At 64.6% G+C, this 18,168-nt stretch carries 20 protein-coding genes; 12 read left to right on the top strand and 8 right to left on the bottom strand.

The window, feature by feature from the left end:
- Nucleotides 1-14 precede the first annotated feature (14 nt).
- From G6N33_RS15895 to G6N33_RS15880, 4 genes are all read right to left on the bottom strand, one after another.
- Nucleotides 15-1,163, bottom strand: coding sequence for a thiolase family protein (locus tag G6N33_RS15895; RefSeq protein ID WP_044508392.1), 1,149 nt, complete (start codon nt 1,161-1,163; stop codon nt 15-17).
- Between the two features lie 3 nt (nt 1,164-1,166).
- Complete coding sequence (locus G6N33_RS15890; RefSeq protein WP_044508393.1) at nt 1,167-1,979, bottom strand: enoyl-CoA hydratase/isomerase family protein; 813 nt, start codon at nt 1,977-1,979, stop codon at nt 1,167-1,169.
- Entirely contained in the window at nt 1,976-3,142 is a 1,167-nt protein-coding gene (locus tag G6N33_RS15885) for an acyl-CoA dehydrogenase family protein (RefSeq protein ID WP_044508394.1), read from the bottom strand. The genes G6N33_RS15890 and G6N33_RS15885 overlap by 4 nt, the downstream gene beginning before the upstream one ends.
- Before the next feature lie 136 nt (nt 3,143-3,278).
- A complete protein-coding gene (locus G6N33_RS15880) occupies nt 3,279-4,577 on the bottom strand; it encodes an amidohydrolase family protein (RefSeq protein WP_044508395.1) in 1,299 nt (432 codons plus the stop codon).
- Between the two features lie 422 nt (nt 4,578-4,999).
- Here G6N33_RS15880 and G6N33_RS15875 point away from each other — a divergent pair, with 422 nt between their 5' ends.
- From G6N33_RS15875 to G6N33_RS15840, 8 genes are all read left to right on the top strand, one after another.
- Nucleotides 5,000-5,548 carry a carboxymuconolactone decarboxylase family protein gene (locus tag G6N33_RS15875; RefSeq protein WP_044508396.1) on the top strand — a complete coding sequence of 183 codons (549 nt, stop codon included), beginning with the start codon at nt 5,000-5,002 and terminating at the stop codon, nt 5,546-5,548.
- A 23-nt stretch (nt 5,549-5,571) separates the two neighbouring features.
- Nucleotides 5,572-6,849, top strand: coding sequence for an aromatic ring-hydroxylating oxygenase subunit alpha (locus tag G6N33_RS15870; RefSeq protein ID WP_044508397.1), 1,278 nt, complete (start codon nt 5,572-5,574; stop codon nt 6,847-6,849).
- Nucleotides 6,833-7,156 carry a hypothetical protein gene (locus G6N33_RS15865; RefSeq protein ID WP_044508398.1) on the top strand — a complete coding sequence of 108 codons (324 nt, stop codon included), beginning with the start codon at nt 6,833-6,835 and terminating at the stop codon, nt 7,154-7,156. The genes G6N33_RS15870 and G6N33_RS15865 overlap by 17 nt, the downstream gene beginning before the upstream one ends.
- A gap of 3 nt (nt 7,157-7,159) precedes the next feature.
- Nucleotides 7,160-8,380, top strand: coding sequence for a metal-dependent hydrolase family protein (locus tag G6N33_RS15860; RefSeq protein ID WP_044508399.1), 1,221 nt, complete (start codon nt 7,160-7,162; stop codon nt 8,378-8,380).
- Nucleotides 8,358-8,807 carry a nuclear transport factor 2 family protein gene (locus G6N33_RS15855; RefSeq protein WP_044508400.1) on the top strand — a complete coding sequence of 150 codons (450 nt, stop codon included), beginning with the start codon at nt 8,358-8,360 and terminating at the stop codon, nt 8,805-8,807. The genes G6N33_RS15860 and G6N33_RS15855 overlap by 23 nt, the downstream gene beginning before the upstream one ends.
- Nucleotides 8,804-9,919: an acyl-CoA dehydrogenase family protein gene (locus tag G6N33_RS15850; protein ID WP_044508401.1), complete on the top strand. Its 1,116-nt coding sequence runs from the start codon at nt 8,804-8,806 to the stop codon at nt 9,917-9,919. The genes G6N33_RS15855 and G6N33_RS15850 overlap by 4 nt, the downstream gene beginning before the upstream one ends.
- Before the next feature lie 62 nt (nt 9,920-9,981).
- Nucleotides 9,982-10,740 (top strand): acyl-CoA dehydrogenase family protein, encoded by a 759-nt coding sequence (locus tag G6N33_RS15845; protein WP_081662348.1) that lies wholly within the window; start codon nt 9,982-9,984, stop codon nt 10,738-10,740.
- Nucleotides 10,741-10,806: 66 nt separating this feature from the next.
- Nucleotides 10,807-11,121, top strand: coding sequence for a hypothetical protein (locus G6N33_RS15840; protein ID WP_044508403.1), 315 nt, complete (start codon nt 10,807-10,809; stop codon nt 11,119-11,121).
- Nucleotides 11,122-11,123: 2 nt separating this feature from the next.
- Here G6N33_RS15840 and G6N33_RS15835 read toward each other — a convergent pair whose 3' ends face one another.
- A complete protein-coding gene (locus tag G6N33_RS15835; RefSeq protein WP_044508404.1) occupies nt 11,124-12,299 on the bottom strand; it encodes an acyl-CoA dehydrogenase family protein in 1,176 nt (391 codons plus the stop codon).
- A 236-nt stretch (nt 12,300-12,535) separates the two neighbouring features.
- Here G6N33_RS15835 and G6N33_RS15830 point away from each other — a divergent pair, with 236 nt between their 5' ends.
- From G6N33_RS15830 to G6N33_RS15820, 3 genes are all read left to right on the top strand, one after another.
- Nucleotides 12,536-13,186, top strand: a complete 651-nt coding sequence (locus G6N33_RS15830; protein ID WP_044508405.1) for a TetR/AcrR family transcriptional regulator — start codon at nt 12,536-12,538, stop codon at nt 13,184-13,186.
- A 210-nt stretch (nt 13,187-13,396) separates the two neighbouring features.
- Nucleotides 13,397-14,599: a cytochrome P450 gene (locus tag G6N33_RS15825; protein ID WP_044508406.1), complete on the top strand. Its 1,203-nt coding sequence runs from the start codon at nt 13,397-13,399 to the stop codon at nt 14,597-14,599.
- A 34-nt stretch (nt 14,600-14,633) separates the two neighbouring features.
- Complete coding sequence (locus tag G6N33_RS15820; protein ID WP_044508407.1) at nt 14,634-15,485, top strand: mycofactocin-coupled SDR family oxidoreductase; 852 nt, start codon at nt 14,634-14,636, stop codon at nt 15,483-15,485.
- Nucleotides 15,486-15,488: 3 nt separating this feature from the next.
- Here G6N33_RS15820 and G6N33_RS15815 read toward each other — a convergent pair whose 3' ends face one another.
- The gene (locus G6N33_RS15815) at nt 15,489-15,905 is read right to left on the bottom strand and encodes a DUF5313 domain-containing protein (RefSeq protein ID WP_044508408.1); all 417 of its coding nucleotides are present in this window, start codon (nt 15,903-15,905) and stop codon (nt 15,489-15,491) included.
- Between the two features lie 25 nt (nt 15,906-15,930).
- Nucleotides 15,931-16,422, bottom strand: a complete 492-nt coding sequence (locus tag G6N33_RS15810) for a MarR family winged helix-turn-helix transcriptional regulator (RefSeq protein WP_044508409.1) — start codon at nt 16,420-16,422, stop codon at nt 15,931-15,933.
- Nucleotides 16,423-16,507: 85 nt separating this feature from the next.
- Here G6N33_RS15810 and G6N33_RS15805 point away from each other — a divergent pair, with 85 nt between their 5' ends.
- A complete protein-coding gene (locus tag G6N33_RS15805) occupies nt 16,508-17,359 on the top strand; it encodes an SDR family NAD(P)-dependent oxidoreductase (protein ID WP_044508410.1) in 852 nt (283 codons plus the stop codon).
- Here G6N33_RS15805 and G6N33_RS15800 read toward each other — a convergent pair.
- Entirely contained in the window at nt 17,356-18,165 is an 810-nt protein-coding gene (locus G6N33_RS15800) for an SDR family NAD(P)-dependent oxidoreductase (protein WP_044508411.1), read from the bottom strand. The genes G6N33_RS15805 and G6N33_RS15800 overlap by 4 nt on opposite strands.
- Nucleotides 18,166-18,168 lie beyond the last annotated feature (3 nt).

Below are 18,168 nucleotides of genomic sequence, written 5' to 3'. Positions count from 1 at the left end.
CGCGCTGGTCGGCGCTATGCGACCAATTCGACCAGCGTGGCGTTGGCGGTACCGCCGCCCTCACACATGGTTTGCAGGCCGTAGCGGATCCCGTTGTCGCGCATGTGATGCACCAGCCGAGTCAACAGGACCGCGCCGGAGGCGCCCAGCGGATGGCCCAGCGCGATTGCCCCACCAAGCGGGTTGACCCGGTCGGGATCGGCCCCGGTCTCGGCGATCCACGCCAGCGGCACCGGCGCGAAGGCCTCGTTGACCTCAAAGGCGCCCACCTCCGCCAGCCCGACGCCCGCCTTCTTCAGGACCTTCTCGGTCGCCGGGATGGGCCCGGTGAGCATCAGCACGGGATCGGCGCCCGTGACGGCGCCGGCGCGGTACCGCACGATCGGCGTCAGGCCCAACTCGACGGCCAGGGCCGAGGTCGTCACCAGCAACGCGGCCGCGCCGTCGGAGATCTGCGACGAATTGCCCGCGTGGATGACGCCGTCTTCAACGAACGCCGGCCTGAGCGTGCCGAGCTTCTCGACAGTGCTCCCTCGGCGGACGCCTTCGTCGGCGCTGACGACCGATTCATCGTCGGTGATGACCGTAACCATCTGATCGGCGAAGGCGCCGCTGTCCTGGGCCGCGGCGGCGCGTTCATGGGATTGCACGGAAAACTCGTCGAGCTGGCGCCGCGAGAAACCCCATTTTTTGGCGATCAACTCCGCCGACAACCCCTGGTTGAACGAAAAACCGTCGTAGCGGGACAGGACCTTCGGGCCGTAGGGCATACCGGTGGCCCGGGCAGAACCCAGCGGCACCCGGCTCATCACCTCGACACCGCCGGCCACCACGACGTCCTGCTGGCCCGACATCACCGCCTGCACCGCGAAGTCCAGGGCTTGCTGGCTGGAACCGCAGGCGCGGTTGACCGTGGTGCCGGGAATGCTTTCCGGCCAGCCAGCGGCCAGGACCGCGTAGCGGCCGATGTTGCTGGACTGGTCGCCGACCTGGGACACACAACCCCAGATCACGTCATCGACGATGTCGGGTCCCACCCCGGCGCGGTGCAGCAACTCGTTGAGGACGATCGCCGACAGGTCCGCGGCGTGCATGCCCGACAACCCGCCGTTACGTTTGCCGACTGGCGCCCGCACCGCCTCGACGATGACCGTCTCTCGCATGTCCTACTCCGATTCCTCATCAGCTTTCGATAACGCCCACCGCCCAGTAAACGACGGCTCCCGGCGCTGGCTGAACGCGGCATAGGCCGCGGCCGCATCCGCCGTCGCAAAGTTGCCGATCTGGGCGCGCGCCTCGTTGGCCAGCGCGTCGCGCAGCGTGCGGTCTGCCCCTTCGTTCAGCAGCGCCTTTGTCTGTGCCAACGCGACGGGCGGGCCGGCCGCCAGCCGAGCGGCGACATCGTCGACGAAGCCGTCGATCTCCTCGGCCGACACCACCCAGGTGACCAGGTTGAGCGCATGGGCTTCCGCCGCATCGATGCTTTCGGCCAGCAACGCGAGTCGTTTAGCCTGTTGCAGTCCAACGATTTTCGGCAGCAGCCAGGAACCGCCGAGGTCGATCGAGAGGCCGCGTTTGGAAAAGATTTGGCAGAACGTCGAATCCGGTGTCGCGACGACCAGATCGCAACCCAGCGCCAGGTTCCAGCCGGCACCGACTGCGACACCGCTCACCTTGGCCACCGTCGGGACCGGAAGTTCGTGCAACGCCAGCGCCACGTCGGTGAGGCGCTGCAGCTTGTGTTTCGGATGGACGTCGTCCGGGTTGGAGATATCGGCGCCGGAACAGAAGGCCCCGCCGGCACCGGTGAGCACCAGCGCCCGTACACCACGATCGCGGCCGGCCTGATGCAGCGCGTCGCGCAGCGCGATCCACAACTGGGGATTGATGGCATTCTTGCGGCGCGGGCGGTTCAGCGTCAGGGTGCGCACCCCGTCGTTGTCCTGCGACAGCAGGACGGGTTCTTCGATGGACGTCAATAGCTCCTCGGCAATTTCAACACGTTGGCGCCCAGGAAGTTCAGGATCATCTCCTGGCTCACCGGTGCGATCTTCATCAGTCGCGCCTCACGGAAGTAGCGGGTGATGTGATATTCCTCCGCGTAGCCCATGCCGCCGTGAGTCTGCAGGGCCCGGTCCGCGGCGGCGAAGCCCGCGTCGGCGCACAGGTATTTGGCGGTATTCGCTTCGCGCCCACAGGGTTTGCCGTTGTCGTAGAGCCAGGTCGCTTTGCGCAGCATCAACTCGGCGGCGTCGAGCCGGGCCAGCGAGTCCGCCAGCGGGAACTGCAGTCCCTGGTTCATGCCGATAGGGCGGCCGAACACCTCACGCTCGTTGCCGTACTTGACGGCCTTTTCCAGGGCTACCCGACCGATACCGAGCGCCTCGGCAGCGATCAGCATCCGTTCTGGGTTCAAGCCGTCGAGGATGTACTGAAAGCCCTTGCCCTCCTCGCCAACACGATCCTGCACCGGAATTTCGAGGTTGTCGATGAACAGCTCGTTGGAGCTGACGGCGTTGCGGCCCATCTTGCGGATCGGGCGAATGTCGACCCGGCTGCGATCGAGGTCGGTGAGGAATAGCGTCATCCCGTCGGTCTTCTTGACGACCTCGTCGTAGCTCTTGGTACGGGTGAGCAACAGAATCTTGTCGGATTCCATCGCCTTGGAGATCCACACCTTGCGGCCGTTGACGACATACTTGTCGCCGTCGCGCTTGGCGAAAGTGGTGATGCGCGACGTGTCGAGTCCGGCGCCGGGTTCGGTGACTCCGAAGCAGACGTGCACCTCGCCATTGGCGACCGTAGGCAGGGTGCGCGCCTTGAGTTCGTCGGAACCGTGCACCACGACAGGTTGCATGCCGAAGATCGACAGGTGGATTGCGCTGGCGGCGTTCATGGCGCCGCCGGACTTGGCTACCTCTTCGAGAAGCAGTGTGGCCTCGGTGATTCCAAGACCGTGACCGCCGTACTCGGTCGGAATCGTCATGCCGAGCCAGCCGCCCTGGGCAATTGCGTTGTAGAACTCGGTCGGAAATTCGTGCGCCTGGTCCTTTTCCATCCAGTACTGGTCGTCGAATTTGCGCGCCAACTCTGCAACCGATCGACGGATCAACTCCTGATCTTCGGTCAGCTCGAAGTTCATCCCATCGCCGGGCACTGCTGGATCTCCTGTTCATTGCTGTGCGGCGAGATTGCCGTGCTGGTCGTCAATAGTCGAAAGTCGTGACCCCCGACCCACTCTCGACGCCGCACGACAATCCGGCCCGGCACTGTGGCGGTCAGTCTTTGTTGCCGGTAAGGGCCTTGGCGTTCGCCGCGAAGTCGGCAAAGGATGAGCCGCCTCGCGAGTCCTTGTCATGGCCCTTGGCCTTGACGGACACGTCGTGACCCTCGGCGGCCTTGCGCAGCGCACCGACCGTCGCCTGCTCGCGCGGAATGTGCGTGAACGGGTCGAACGAGTACCAGCGCATCGCGTTCTCATGGGTCATCTTGTTGATCTCGTCATCGGGAACACTGTTGAGGCACAACACATCCCACAGCTCTTCGGGTGCGCCCGGCCACATCGAGTCGCTGTGCGGGTAGTCGGCTTCCCAGCAGATGTTGTCGATGCCGATCATGTTGCGCAACGCCACGCCGACCTTGTCGCTGATGAAGCAGGTCAGGAAGTGGTCGCGGAAAACCTCGCTGGGCAGTTTGCCCTTGAAGTCCTGGTGCGTCCAGGCGGAGTGCATCTCGTAGGTGCGGTCCGCGCGCTCCAGGAAGTAGGGAATCCAGCCCGTTCCGCCCTCGGAGAGGGCGATCTTCAGGTCCGGATACTGCTTGATCGGTCGCGACCACAACAGGTCCGCGGCGGCCTGCACGATGTTCATCGGCTGCAGCGTGATCATCACGTCCATCGGCGCATCCGGCGCCGTGATCGCCAATCGGCCCGACGAGCCGATGTGGACGTTCATCACGGTGTCGGTGTCCACCAACGCTTCCCACAGTGGTTTCCAGTACTCGTCATGGAAGCTGGGGTAGCCCATCGCGGCCGGATTCTCGGTGAAGGTCAACGCGTGCACCCCCTTCTTGGAAACCCGACGCACCTCGGCGGCGCACGCCTCGGCGTCCCAAATCACCGGGATCGCCATCGGGATGAACCGTGCGGGGTAGGCGCCGCACCATTCGTCGATGTGCCAGTCGTTGTAGGCCTGCACCAGTGCGATCGAGAAGTCGTTGTCGTCGGTCGCGAACAGCCGGCCCGCGAAGCCCGGGAACGACGGAAAACAGATAGAGGCCAGGATGCCGCCGGCGTTCATGTCCTTGACGCGCTCGTCCACGTTGTAACAACCCGGCCTGATCTCGTCGAGCCCGGTCGGTTCGATGCCGTACTCCTCCTTGGGCCGCCCGGCGACGGCGTTCAGCGCCACGTTCGGGATCACGGTGTCGCGGAACTTCCACATGTCCGAGCCGTCATCGTTGTGGATCAGCCGCGGCGCATCGTCCTGGTATTTCTTCGGCAAGTGGTTCTTGAACATGTCCGGCGGCTCGACAGTGTGGTCATCGACGCTGATCAGCATCATGTCTTCTTTGTTCATGAGCTTCCCTCTCCATCGGATCCACGAGCAGTCTGCCCCCGGGGGCGTTCATTGCCGTTCTACCCCGCTACCTCTGAAAACTATCTTCTCGCCAAGTGAGAATCAACATCCACCAAGCCGGCCGGGCGTAGCCACAGCCAGCTCCTGCATACCCCATCTCGGGCTGGATGCCCCTCGCACGTGCAACGACGCAGCCGTCGAAAGTCCAGCAAGCAGCCCGCCGCCGGGCAAATGACCAAAAATTTGTTACGTCTCCCCGCAGCGACACGGGCGTGGCCGCCAAACCCCAGCGCCGCGGCCACGCCGCGGGCCCCGCCACCGCGGGGTGACCGCCGGGCCGGCATTGACCAGCCGTCCGAATCGTGCCAGTCTGTTAGTTGCAAATGAGAATACGATTCTCTTTCGCCGAGAGGAATCTGCCGATGCGCTTGCGGCCGCTGCCCGCGGATCAGTGGGACGAGGCTACCCAGCGGGCACTGTCATTGATGAGGGGCGCCGAGACCAACAACGCGCTGAGCACCCTTGCGCACCACCCCGCGCTGGCTAAGGCGTTCCTGCGCTTCAACGTGCATCTGCTGTCAACCTCGACGCTGCCGCCGCGCATCCGCGAACTGGCGATCCTGCGAGTGGCACATCGTCGTCAGTGCGCCTACGAGTGGTCCCACCACGTCAGGATGGCCAAGGACGAGGGCATCACCGACGACCAGATCGCCGCCGTCCAGGATGGCGCCACCACCGACGACGATGTCCTCGACGCGTTCGATCGCGCGGTGATCGCCGGAGTCGATGAACTGGAAGAGAACTCCCAATTGTCCGACCGGATCTGGGCGGTGCTCGGCGAGCGTCTCAACGACCAGCAACGGATGGACTTGGTGTTCACGGTCGGCTGCTACGCGCTTTTGGCCATGGCTTTCAATACTTTCGGCGTCCAGCTCGAGCACACCGCCACAGCCGCTACCAACGTCGAATAAGAGTCACCAGAGGAGTAAGAACGTTGCCGCACTTCCCAAAGCCAGCCGCCGGCAGCTGGACACAGAACTACCCCGAATTGGGCACGGCGCCGGTTGATTACACCGACTCGATCGACCCGGCATTTTTCGAGGCCGAACGCGACGCGGTGTTCAGGAAGACCTGGCTCAACGTCGGCCGGGTCAACCGGCTCCCCCGTACCGGCAGCTACTTCACCAAAGAACTGCCCTCGGCCGGCAAGGGCACCTCGGTGATCATCGTCAAGACCAAGGACGGGACCGTCAAGGCCTATCACAACGTCTGTCGGCATCGGGGAAACAAGCTGGTATGGAACGACTTTCCCAACGAGGAGACCTCCGGGACCTGCCGGCAGTTCACCTGCAAGTACCACGCCTGGCGCTACAGCCTGGACGGCGACCTGACCTTCGTCCAACAGGAAGACGAATTCTTCAATCTCGACAAGAGCAACTTCGGCCTCGCCCCGGTCCGCTGCGAGGTGTGGGAGGGCTTCATCTTCATCAACTTCGACGACAAGGCCGCGCCGCTGACCGACTATCTGGGCCCACTGGCCAAGAGCATCGAGGGGTACCCCTTCGGGGCGATGACCGAGACCTACTCCTATCGCGCGGAGGTCGGCAGCAACTGGAAGTTGTTCATCGACGCGTTCGTGGAGTTCTACCACGCGCCGATCCTGCATCAGGGGCAGTACACCAAGGAAGAAGCCACCAAGATCCAGAAGTACGGCTACGAGGCGTTGCACTACGAACTGGCCGGGCCACACAACCTGCAGTCGACGTGGGGCGGTCAGGCTCCGCCGCCGGACATGTCCATGGTGAAGCCGATGGACCAGGTGTTGCGCAGCGGCCTATTCGGACCGTGGGACAAGCCAGAGATCATCGAGACTCTCGAACTGCCGCCCGGCGTGAACGTGAAACGGGCGCCGCAGTGGGGCATCGACTCCTGGCTCTTCTACCCCAACTTCATGCTGCTGATCTGGGAGCCGGGTTGGTATTTGACCTACCACTACTGGCCGACCGCGGTGGACAAGCACATCTTCGAATGCACGCTGTATTTCGTGCCGCCGCGCAACGCACGCGAACGATTGGCCCAGGAACTGGCTGCGGTGACGTTCAAGGAGTACGCGCTGCAGGACGCCAACACCCTGGAAGCGACCCAGACCATGATCGGCACCCGGGCAGTCACCGAGTTCTTGCTGTGCGATCAGGAAGTGTTGATCCGTCATCTACACAAGACGACCGGCGATTACGTGAAGGAGCACCAGCGCAATGTCGCTACCGTCTGAATTCACGGCTTTGGAACCGTATTTGGAGTGGGATCTGGCCACCGAACCCGAGCGCTATGCCAAACGGCTATCCTCGACGATGGCCGAGATGCAGGAGTTTTACGACGTCGCGTTCCCGCTGCTGAACGACGTGATCGCCTACTGCGACAAGTTTCCGCTGGACGACCTGCCCGATGACGCGAAAACCTTGATGCACATGATGCAATCGTTAGTCATGGTGTCCTTTCCGATCGAAGCGTGGAAGCAGCCGCGTGTTCCCGACAGCGGCGCGGCGTGGGTGGAATTGATCCGAGAACCGGTGATCTGAGAGGTGCTGACGCTCAAGGCGGCCGGACTACTCGACGTCGACGCCGGGGAGATTGTCCGGCCCGGCATTGTGCGGGTTGACGGTGACCGGATCGCCGGCGTCGGGGGTGACCCCGAGGGCGAGCTCATCGAGCTGGGTGACGCAATCCTGTTGCCGGGGTTGATGGACATGGAGGTCAACCTCCTGATGGGCGGACGCGGCGAGAAGCCTGGACTCTCGCAGGTCCAGGACGACCCGCCGACGCGGGTACTGCGCGCGGTCGGCAATTCCCGACGGACGCTGCGTGCCGGGTTCACCACGGTGCGCAACCTCGGCCTGTTCGTCAAGACCGGCGGCTACTTGCTGGACGTCGCACTGGGCAAGGCAATCGACGCCGGCTGGATCGACGGGCCCCGGGTAGTTCCGGCCGGCCATGCCATCACGCCCACCGGCGGCCACCTGGACCCGACGATGTTCGCCGCGTTCGCACCGCATGCGCTGGAGCTGACGGTCGAAGAAGGAATTGCCAACGGAATCGACGAGATCCGCAAGGCGGTGCGCTATCAGATCAAGCACGGCGCCGAGCTGATCAAGGTGTGCTGCTCGGGCGGCGTGATGTCACTGACGGGTCCTCCTGGTGCACAGCACTATTCGGATGAGGAGCTGCGCGCGATCGTCGACGAGGCGCATCGGCGCGGGTTGCGGGTCGCCGCCCACACACACGGCGCGGAGGCGGTCAAGCACGCGGTTGACGCCGGAATCGACTGCATCGAACACGGTTTCCTGATCGACGACGACGCCATCGCGATGATGGTCGAACACGGCACCTTCCTGGTCAGCACCCGGCGCCTGGCCGAGGCGATGGACGTGTCGCATGCCCCGCCGGAACTGCAGGCCAAGGCCGCCGAGATGTTTCCCAGGTCGCGCACCTCGATCCTGGCGGCTCACCAGGCCGGGGTGAAGATCGCGGTCGGCACCGACGCTCCTGCGATACCGCACGGCCGCAACGCCGACGAACTCGTCACCCTGGTCGAATGGGGCCTGCCCCCGCTGGCGGTGCTGCGCGCCGCCACCACGACCGCGGCCGAGCTCATCAACTCGACCGATCGGGGGCGCTTGGCGCCGGGTCTTCTCGCCGACATCATCGCGGTACCGGGAAACCCATTGGACGACATCACCGTTACGCGAAATGTCAGCTTTGTGATGAAAGGCGGCAAGGTCTATGTCGATACCCGATCAGTCTGAGAGCCGCGCCACTCGAACTGACGACCTGGTGGAGATTCAGCAGCTACTTGCCCGCTACGCCGTCACCATCACCCAGGAAGACATCGACGGGCTGGTCGGTGTCTTCACCCCGGACGGCACCTACAGCGCGTTCGGCTCCACCTACAACCTGGATAGATTCCCGGAGTTGGTGGCCGCCGCGCCCAAGGGGTTATTCCTCACCGGAACCGCATTGATCGAAACGCTCGACGGTGACACGGCCAGCGGCACCCAGCCGCTGTGCTTTATCGACCACGCCACGCACGACATGCGGATCGGCTACTACCGCGACACCTACTCCCGCACTTCCGACGGATGGCGGCTGAAGACCCGCGCCATGACGTTCATTCGGCGTAGCGGCGTGCACGACTCCGGACGTCCGCATGCCATCGGCCGTCCCACGCCGTGAAGGTCGATGAGTTCCGGACGGGTTTGCGCGCGTGGCTCGACGAACACGACCTGACCCCCGGGACGGACCACACGCTGGAAGGCCAGATGCGCCAATTCCGGCGAGTCAGCCGGGCGCTCTACGACGCGGATTGGATGCGCTACGGTTGGCCGGTTGAAGTCGGCGGCCTAGGTGGTCCCGCGGTGCTACGCGCGATCGTCGGCGAGGAAGTCGTCGGCCGCCGGTTGGCCGAGCCCGGCCCGTATTCGATGCTCGAGGTGCTCACGCCCACGATGATCGATTACGCGCCACCCGAACTCGCCGCGGAGATGGTCCCGCGCCTGCTGCGCGGTGAAGAGCAATGGTGTCAAGGGTTTTCCGAACCCGGCTCCGGGAGCGACCTGGCATCGTTGACGACCCGGGCAGTCCAGGACGGCGACCACTGGATCGTCAACGGGCAGAAGGTCTGGACCAGCTTCGCGCAGTTTTCCACCCGTTGCATCCTGCTCACCCGAACCGGGCCGGGCCACCCAAACCACGAAGGCATCACCGCGTTCTTCGTCGATCTCGACACCCCGGGCATCACCATCCGCCCACTGGGCACGATGCACGGCGTCGACGAGTTCTGCGAGGTGTACTACGACGACGTGGTGGTCCCTTCGAGCCGGATGCTCGGCCGGCCGGGCGACGGCTGGCGGCTGGCGATGGACCTGCTCCCCTTCGAGCGGTCCACCTGCTTCTGGCAGCGCATTGCCTACCTCTACTCCCGATTCGATGCGCTTGTCGCCGAGGTCGCGGGTGGCCCTCGGCACCGTGGATACGACGAATTCGAGCTGGGCGCAGCCTATCTCGCGCTGCATACGCTGCGCTGCCGCTCCCGCGCCACCCAGTACCGGCTGCGCGACGGAGCACGCCTGGGCCCGGACACCTCGATCGACAAGGTGCTGCTGGCCACGGCCGAGCAGCGGCTTTACGACACCGTCCGCGACGTGCTGCCCGGCGTCCTGGAACTCGACGACACGCCGTGGCGTTCGGAGTACCTGTATTCCCGCGCGTCCACCATTTACGGCGGCACGGCGGAGATTCAGCGCAACATCATCGCCCGACGGCTCCTGGATCTGGGGAAGGAGTGAGCGTGGATCAGACCTCAGACGCCGCAGAACTGCAGCTGCTGACCGTGTCGCTACGCACCGCGATGAGCGGCGCCTGCGGCGCCCGACTCGACGCAGCTCTGACCGACCTCGGCTGGCGCGACATGCTGGACGAAATCCCGGAAATTGCAATCCCTCTGGTATTTCGATTGCTCGGCGAGACCGGTGCTCATGCTCCGGTGCTCAACGACGTGATGCTACGAGCATCCGGCAACTCTGCCGGCGGTATCACCCCGCTGCCGTTCACGGGAAATTCCTGGGTGCTCTGGCGCCGCGACGACACCCCCGGTTCGGCAATCGACGAAGGCTTGCCGATACACCCTGTGGCCGAGGGTGATTCGGTCTTTCGAGCCGGTCTTGATCTCGGCCGACAGGCGTTGGGCTGGTGGCTGGTCGGGGCGAGTCGGGCCATGTTGACGCTGGCACGTCAGCATGCCCTCGATCGGACTCAGTTCGGTCGACAAATCAGCTCATTTCAGGCGATCCGTCATCGACTGGCCGAGACGCTCGTCGCGATCGAGGGCGCCGAGGCGACCCTGCAAGCCGCCGCCGACCATCCCGAGGATCCCGAGTTGGCCAGCCTGCTTGCCAAGGCGGCCGCCGGACGAGCGGCGCAAACCGCCGCCCGGCACTGCCAACAGGTGCTCGGCGGCATCGGTTTCACCGCCGAGCACCCGCTGCACCATCACGTCAAGCGCTCACTGGTTCTGGATAGCCTCCTGGGTAGCGCGCGGGAGCTGACCGGACAGGCCGGAGCGGCGTTGCGGGCCAAGGGCTTCGCGCCGCGGCTGGTGCAGCTTTAACTCGTCTGTAACTCGTCGAACGCCTCGGCATCCCGCTTCGGCCGGTGCTCCCTAGAATCAGGGCGCATGAACTCCCCCGGCGAACCGCGAAATCAGGTCGGCGTCGTCTCGGTGATCCTGGGCGTGTTGGCCTTGGCCACCTGCTGGCTGCTGATCGGCGTGCCGCTGGGTATCGCGGCGGTGCTGAGCGGGGATATCGCGCGGCGGCGCGCCCGCCGCGGCGAGGCGACGAATCCGCGGGTCGCGGCGGCGGGCATGGTGTTGGGTGGGGTGGCGATCGTGGCGGGACTCATCGCCATCGGCTACTACGCCTGGCTGGACTCCCTGGATCCGGGTCGCTTGCAGCGATGCTTGGACAATCCGGCCGCCACCAACTGCTAGCCCTATCCGCGGGGCAATCCCAGTACGCGTTCGGCGATGATGTTGCGCTGAATTTCGGAGGTGCCGCCGGCGATCGTGGCGGCGAAGGTGCGGGTGTAGCGGTCGAACCAGCTGCCGTAATGGCTGTCCAAGTTGAGCGGGGCGAACTGGGCGGTGACCCCCCGCAACACCAGCCCGTCACCGCCCTTGGCGTTGAGCGCATCCTCGCAGGCGCGCTGCATTGCCTCCGAGCCCAGCAGCTTGAGCACCGACTGCGCTGGCACGTCTTCCTCGCCGCGCGCGGCTTTGGCCAGCGTCGCCGACCCCAACAACCGCATCGCGTAGAAATCCATCACCAGCGTCGCGTAGCGATCTCGCTGCACGGACCCCGACGGGGTCGACTCGACCGTCAGCGCGTGCAGCATGTCGGCGTAATCCAGCCACAGCATGGCCCGTTCGTGGCCGAGCGAGCCGGTGGCCACGCGCCAGCCTCCGTTGAGTTCGCCGAGCAAGTTCTCCGCCGGCACCCGCACGTCGGTGAAAAAGACCTCGTTGAAATCGACGTCTTCGATGTCACCCATCGAGGCGAACGGACGGCGGACCACGCCGGGGGTGTCGGTCGGAATCAGTAACGCGCTGATGCCCTTGTGTTTTGGCGCGTTTGGATCAGTGCGAACGAACGTCAACAGCACGTCGGCATGATGGGCACCCGAGGTCCAGACCTTTTGTCCGTTGACCACGAAGTGGTCGCCATCCCGCACGGCGCGGGTCTTCAGCGAGGCCAGATCCGAGCCCGCGCCCGGCTCGCTCATGCCGAGCGAGGCCGTCATCTCCGCGCGCAAAATCGGCACGGCCCAACGCCGCTTCTGTTCGTCCGTTCCGAACGACAGCAAGGAAGCCGCAATGATGCCGACGCCTTGCGGATTGAAGCTTTGGTAGATCCGCCGCCGCGACAACTCTTCGAGATACACGTACTGCTGCAGCAGCGTCGCGTTGCGCCCGCCGAACTCCGGCGGGTTGCCGGGCAGCAGCCACCCGCTGTCGAACAGCAGCCGCTGCCACCGCCGCGCCCACTCGGGAATGTCGGAACTCGACCGCGGCCGCTCACCCGCCACTGCGGGCTCGGGCAGGTTCGCATCCAGGAACGAAGCGAACTCGGCGCGGAACTCCTCCACGTCGGAGTCGAAGGTCAGCTGCACTGCACTCCCTGCAATTCGCGGGCGCTCATTCGCCTAGATCCGGGTTTTCGCCGACGGCGCGGTTCACTCTTGCGATTCCGCTTCTATACACGCGTACAGGAGAATAGTATTCTCACGACAAGAAAGTTACAATCTCCGACACCTGGTCCAGGAGGGGGTCGAGCGCAGCGATGTCACGGCGTTCTCCGGTAGAGTCCAACCATGTTCTCCCCTCGCGGCAATCGTCCGAGCCTTCCGTGACCAACCCAAGCGAAGAGCCGGCCTGGAAGCAGCGCGCCGTCGAGCGATCCATCAAGACCGCGAAACTACGTGCCGCGCAGCGCGTGCAGCGTTTCCTCGATGCGGCGCAAGCCATCATCATCGAAAAGGGCAGCACCGACTTTACCGTCCAGGAGGTCGTTGACCGCTCGCGCCAGTCGCTGCGAAGCTTCTACCTGCAGTTTGACGGCAAGCACGAGCTGCTGCTCGCGCTGTTCGAAGATGCGCTGAGCCGGTCGGCCGATCAGATCCGCGCCGCGACCGAAAGTCACTCCGATCCCCTTGAGCGGTTGAAGGTGGCCGTCGAGCTGTTGTACGAGGCCTCGCGGCCCGATCCCGCCGCCAAGCGCCCCCTGTTCACCGACTTCGCCCCTCGGCTATTGGTGACCCATCCGGCCGAGGTCAAGGTGGCCCATGCACCGCTGCTGGCGCTGCTGACCGAGCTGATGGAAGCCGCCAGCGAGGCGGGCAAGTTGCGCACCGGACTCAACCCGCGGCGGATCGCCGCGATGACAATGCAGACGGTCATGTTCATCGCGCAGTCCAGCGGCGGCTCCGACGACGCGACGATCCATCCGATCACCGCCGACGAGGTGTGGGACTTCTGCTCAGCCGGATTCGTCGGCTAGCCCTAGCACGCACGACCTTCCTCTCATCCGCACTGAGCAGATAACGCACGCGGGTTGCCTCGTGAGAATGAGATTCTCTAATATCTAGAACTACAAATAGCCAAAACGGATTCGTCGTTGACACCCGGTTGCCGGTGATGACAGAGTTCAGTGGCGGCACCCCGGGGGAGCGGGGCAAACGCGGTTACTGCGAGAGGCGATTGATTACCCGTGACGGTCAGCGCGGCCAAGGATGTCTATTACGACCCGTACAACATTGAGCTCAACGCCGACCCGTATCCGACGTTCCGGCGCCTGCGCGAAGAATCGCCGCTGTATTACAACGCCGAACACGACTTCTACGCCATCAGTCGGTTTGCCGACGTCGACGATGCGCTGGTGGACTTCCAGACCTTCAGCTCGGCGAAGGGCGCAATACTCGAGCTGATCAAGGCGGATATCGAAATCCCTTCGGGCGTATTGTTGTTCGAGGACCCACCCGTCCACGATATCCACCGTAAGCTGCTGTCGCGGATGTTCACGCCGCGAAAGATCAACGAGTTGGAATCGAAGATCCGCGAATTCTGTTGTCGCTGCTTGGATCCGCTGATCGGCACCGACCGGTTCGACTTCGTCGCCGATCTCGGCGCACAGATGCCGATGCGGGTAATCGGGATGTTGCTCGGTATTCCCGAGGAATTCCAGGAAGCCGCGCGCGATCGAGCCAACGCGAATCTGCGCACCGAGGCCGGCAAGCCGATGGACACCTCGTCCGAGCACATGATGCAAGGCGACTTCTTCGGCCAATTCATCGACTGGCGCGTCGATCATCCCTCCGACGACATCATGACCGAACTGCTCCATGTGGAGTTCACCGACGAGACCGGGACCGTCCGCCGACTGCGCCGCGATGAGCTGCTCACGTACGTCAGCGTCGTGTCCGGCGCCGGCAACGAGACCACGACCCGGCTGATCGGATGGGCAGGCAAGGTGCTGGCCGAGCATCCGGACCAGCGGCGCGAATTGGCCGCCGACCCGTCGCTGATTCCGGCGGCCATCGAAGAGTTGCTGCGCTACGAGCCGCCTGCCCCGCAGGTGGCACGCTATGTCACGCGCGACGTCGAATACTACGGTGGACGGGTACCCGAAGGCAGCGTGATGATGATGCTGATCGGCGCGGCCAACCGCGATCATCGCCAATTCCCGCCTGACGGAGATACTTTCGACATTCATCGGGATCCGCGTCAACACCTGACGTTCAGCGTCGGCACGCACTACTGCCTCGGGTCGGCACTCGCACGGCTCGAAGGCCGCATCGCTCTCGAAGAAATTCTCAAACGCTTCCCCGACTGGGAGGTTGACCTTTCCGAGTGCAAGCTTTCCCCGACATCCACGGTGCGGGGCTGGGACACGATGCCGGCTGTTCTCCGCTGAGACATTCCCGTTCGAACAACGAAGTGAGGTAGCGATGACTGGACGTGTTGAAGGCAAGGTCGCTTTCGTCACCGGGGCGGCGCGTGGCCAGGGCCGCAGCCACGCGGTGCGGTTGGCGCAGGAGGGTGCCGACATCATCGCCGTCGACATCTGTAAGCCCATCCGGGAGGGTGCCGTCGAGGGCTCGGCGATCCCCGCCTCGACGCCCGAAGACCTGGCCGAGACGGCCGACCTGGTGAAGGGCCACAACCGCAGGATCTATACGGCCGAGGTCGATGTGCGTGACTTCGACGCGCTGAAGGCGGCCGTGGACTTCGGCGTCGAGCAGCTGGGGCGCCTCGACGTCATCGTCGCCAACGCGGGAATCGGCAACGGCGGCGAAACGCTGGACAAAACCAGCGAGCAAGACTGGACGGAGATGATCGACGTCAACCTGTCCGGCGTGTGGAAATCGGTGAAAGCCGGTGTCCCGCATATCCTCGCGGGCGGACGCGGCGGATCGATCATCCTGACCAGCTCGGTCGGCGGCCTGAAGGCCTACCCGCACACCGGTCACTACGTCGCCGCCAAGCACGGCGTGGTCGGATTGATGCGTGCGTTCGGAGTCGAACTGGGTCAGCACATGATTCGCGTCAACTCCGTGCACCCTACTCACGTCAGCACGCCGATGATCATGAACGAGGGCACCTGGAAGATGTTCCGGCCGGACCTGGAGAACCCCGGCCCGGACGACATGGCACCGATTTGCCAGATGTTCCACACCCTGCCGATCCCGTGGGTAGACCCGATCGACGTCAGCAATGCGGTGCTGTTCTTTGCCTCCGACGAGTCGCGTTACGTCACCGGCGTCACCCTGCCGATCGACGCCGGCAGCTGCCTGAAGTAGCCGTTAAAACGGGCTGCTGTTGTTCTGCCACTCCGCCGACTCGGGTCGCGGACCGTAACGGCGGATGTAGTCCTCGTGCATCCGTGCCTGCTTGCGCCGGTTGATCACATCGACCAGATTCGGGTCCAGCCCGTGGTCCTGCAATCGGTGTCGGCGCCAAACCTTGTTCAGCGCAAGGGATATCAGCAACGCCCAGATGTAGAGCGGTGCAGTCATCTCGGTATGCACGTAGAGCGATGCGGGCAGCAACCACAGTGGAGCCAGCACCACCAGTGGCGGTATGGCCCACCTGATCATGTGCCGCCGGATGGCACCCTGGCCGGCCAGATCCCGCGCAACCCAGCTGCGCATCGAATCCGGTAGGCGCCGCCCGTAGCAGTAGCAGACGTACTGCCAAAGATTGGGCTTTTCGGCGGTCATATTCGCTCCTCGGGGATGCAGATTGTCACGACTGTAGGGCGCCCGCCGCGACCGCGGCGGCGTTGATGCGGGTGAGCACCTGGTGGAGATGCTGCAGTTCGGCCAGATCGACGCCCAAACGTGCCACGACGGCGGGCGGAATTTCGAGCGCCCGCTCCCGTAGGGCGATGCCATGTTCGGTGAGCTTGACGTCGGTGGTGCGCTCGTCGGCCGGATTCTTGGCGCGGCTGATCAGTCCCAGACCCTCCAACCGCTTGAGCATCGGCGACAACGTGGCGGAATCCAACTGCAATGCCGCGGCGATCTGCTTGACCGACATCGGGAACTGCTCCGCCGCGGGCGATTTGCGATGATCCCACAGCGCCAGCATCACCAGGTATTGCGGATGTGTCAGACCCAGCGGCTCCAGCAGCGGCCGATACACCGCCAAGACCGCCCGGTTCGTGGTCGCCAATGCGAAGCACACCTGCTGTTCCAGGGCCAGCGGATCCACTTCGGGTGCGGTCGGCGCGGCCATGAGTACATGGTGCCCTAATAGTTAGGGCGCTATCTATATGATGCCACTCACAGCACGCCCGCGTGTGGGCATACGCTCGGGACCCATGGACGGATACACCTCCGATTTCGCGGGTCGCGGGGCAGTCATCACCGGTGGTGCCAGCGGTATCGGATTGGCCACCGCCACCGAATTTGCCCGCCGCGGCGCTCGCATAGTGCTGGCCGACGTTGACACCGCGGCACTGGAGCGGGCCGTCGCGCACCTGAAGACCGAGGGCATCGACGCCCATGGCGTGACCTGCGACGTGCGCCATCTCGAAGAGATGGTCCGCCTGGCTGACCAGGCCTTCTGCCTGCTCGGCCAGGTCGACGTCGTGTTCAGCAACGCCGGCATCGTTGTCGCCGGTCCGCTCGTGGCGATGACGCACGAGGACTGGCGTTGGGTGATCGACATCGATTTGTGGGGTTCGATCCATGCGGTCGAGGCGTTCGTGCCGCGGCTCATCGAGCAGGGCAAGGGCGGCCACGTTGCCTTCACCGCGTCTTTCGCCGGGTTGGTGCCCAACACCGGCCTCGGGGCGTACGGGGTTGCCAAGTATGGCGTCGTGGGGCTGGCGGAAACGCTGGCGCGTGAGCTGAAGGACCACGGCATCGGCGTCTCGGTGCTGTGCCCGATGGTCATCGAGACCAAGTTGGTCGCCAACTCCGAACGGATCCGCGGCGCCGATTACGGACTGGCGTCCACACCCGACCTGACCGAAGCGTTCGGGCCTCTCCCGCCGACGCAGGACGACACGGTGTCGGTCCACAACGTGGCGCAATTGACCGCCGACGCAATTCTGGCCAACCGGCTCTACATCCTGCCACACGAGGCGGCGCGGGCGTCGATTAAGCGCAGGTTCGAACGCATCGACCGCACCTTCGACGACCAAGCCGCCGAGGGCTGGAAACACTAGACCGGCGGTCCCAGCCGATAGGCACCGGTCTGCCGGTCGTGATACCAACCGCCGGCCGCGTGGGTGCCGCCGTCGACATGTAGTGTCTGCCCGGTGAGATAGACCGACATGTCGGACGCCAAAAATACTGCTGTAGCCGCGATTTCATCGACATGGCCCGCGCGGCCGATCGGGACGATGTCGGCCATCGCGGCCGCCGCACCGTCGCTGTTCAGCGCGGCCAGACCCTCAGTCAGGGTGATATCGGGCGCTATCGCGTTGACCCGGATGCCATGCGGCGCCAGTTCCAGCGCGGCGGTCTTGGTGTAGTTGATGACGCCGGCCTTGGCGGCGGCGTAGGCCGCATAGCCCGGGGCGGCACGCACGCCTTCGATCGACGTAACAGAGACGATGCTGCCGGGCAGGTCGGCGGCGACCAATTGCCGCGCGACGCGCTGAGTGCAGAGCAGCACGTGGCGAAGGTTAGCCTTATACAGTGCGTCCCAGCCGTTTTCGCTGGTCTCCAGCAGTGGCGACGAGAATACTCCACCGGCATTGTTGACCAGGATGGTGGGTGCCCCGAGTTCGGCGGTGGTCCGCTGCAGCGCGGCGTCGACCTGATCGCTGTCCCGGACATCGGTGACAAGGCCAAGGGCGCCAATCGATTCCGCCACCCGAGCGCAGGTCTGCGGGTCTCGCTCCCAGACCGCCACCTGGGCACCGAAGGCGACCATTCCGGCGGCGATGCCGCGGCCGATCCCTGACCCGCCACCGGTCACGACCGCGACCCGGTCGGTGAGCAGAATGTCCGAGGGATCGATCGCCATCGC

Source organism: Mycobacterium simiae (assembly GCF_010727605.1).
GTDB classification, from domain to species: domain Bacteria; phylum Actinomycetota; class Actinomycetes; order Mycobacteriales; family Mycobacteriaceae; genus Mycobacterium; species Mycobacterium simiae.
The sequence above is the reverse complement of the archived record's forward strand: the minus strand, read 5'-3'. Positions and strand labels throughout refer to the sequence as shown.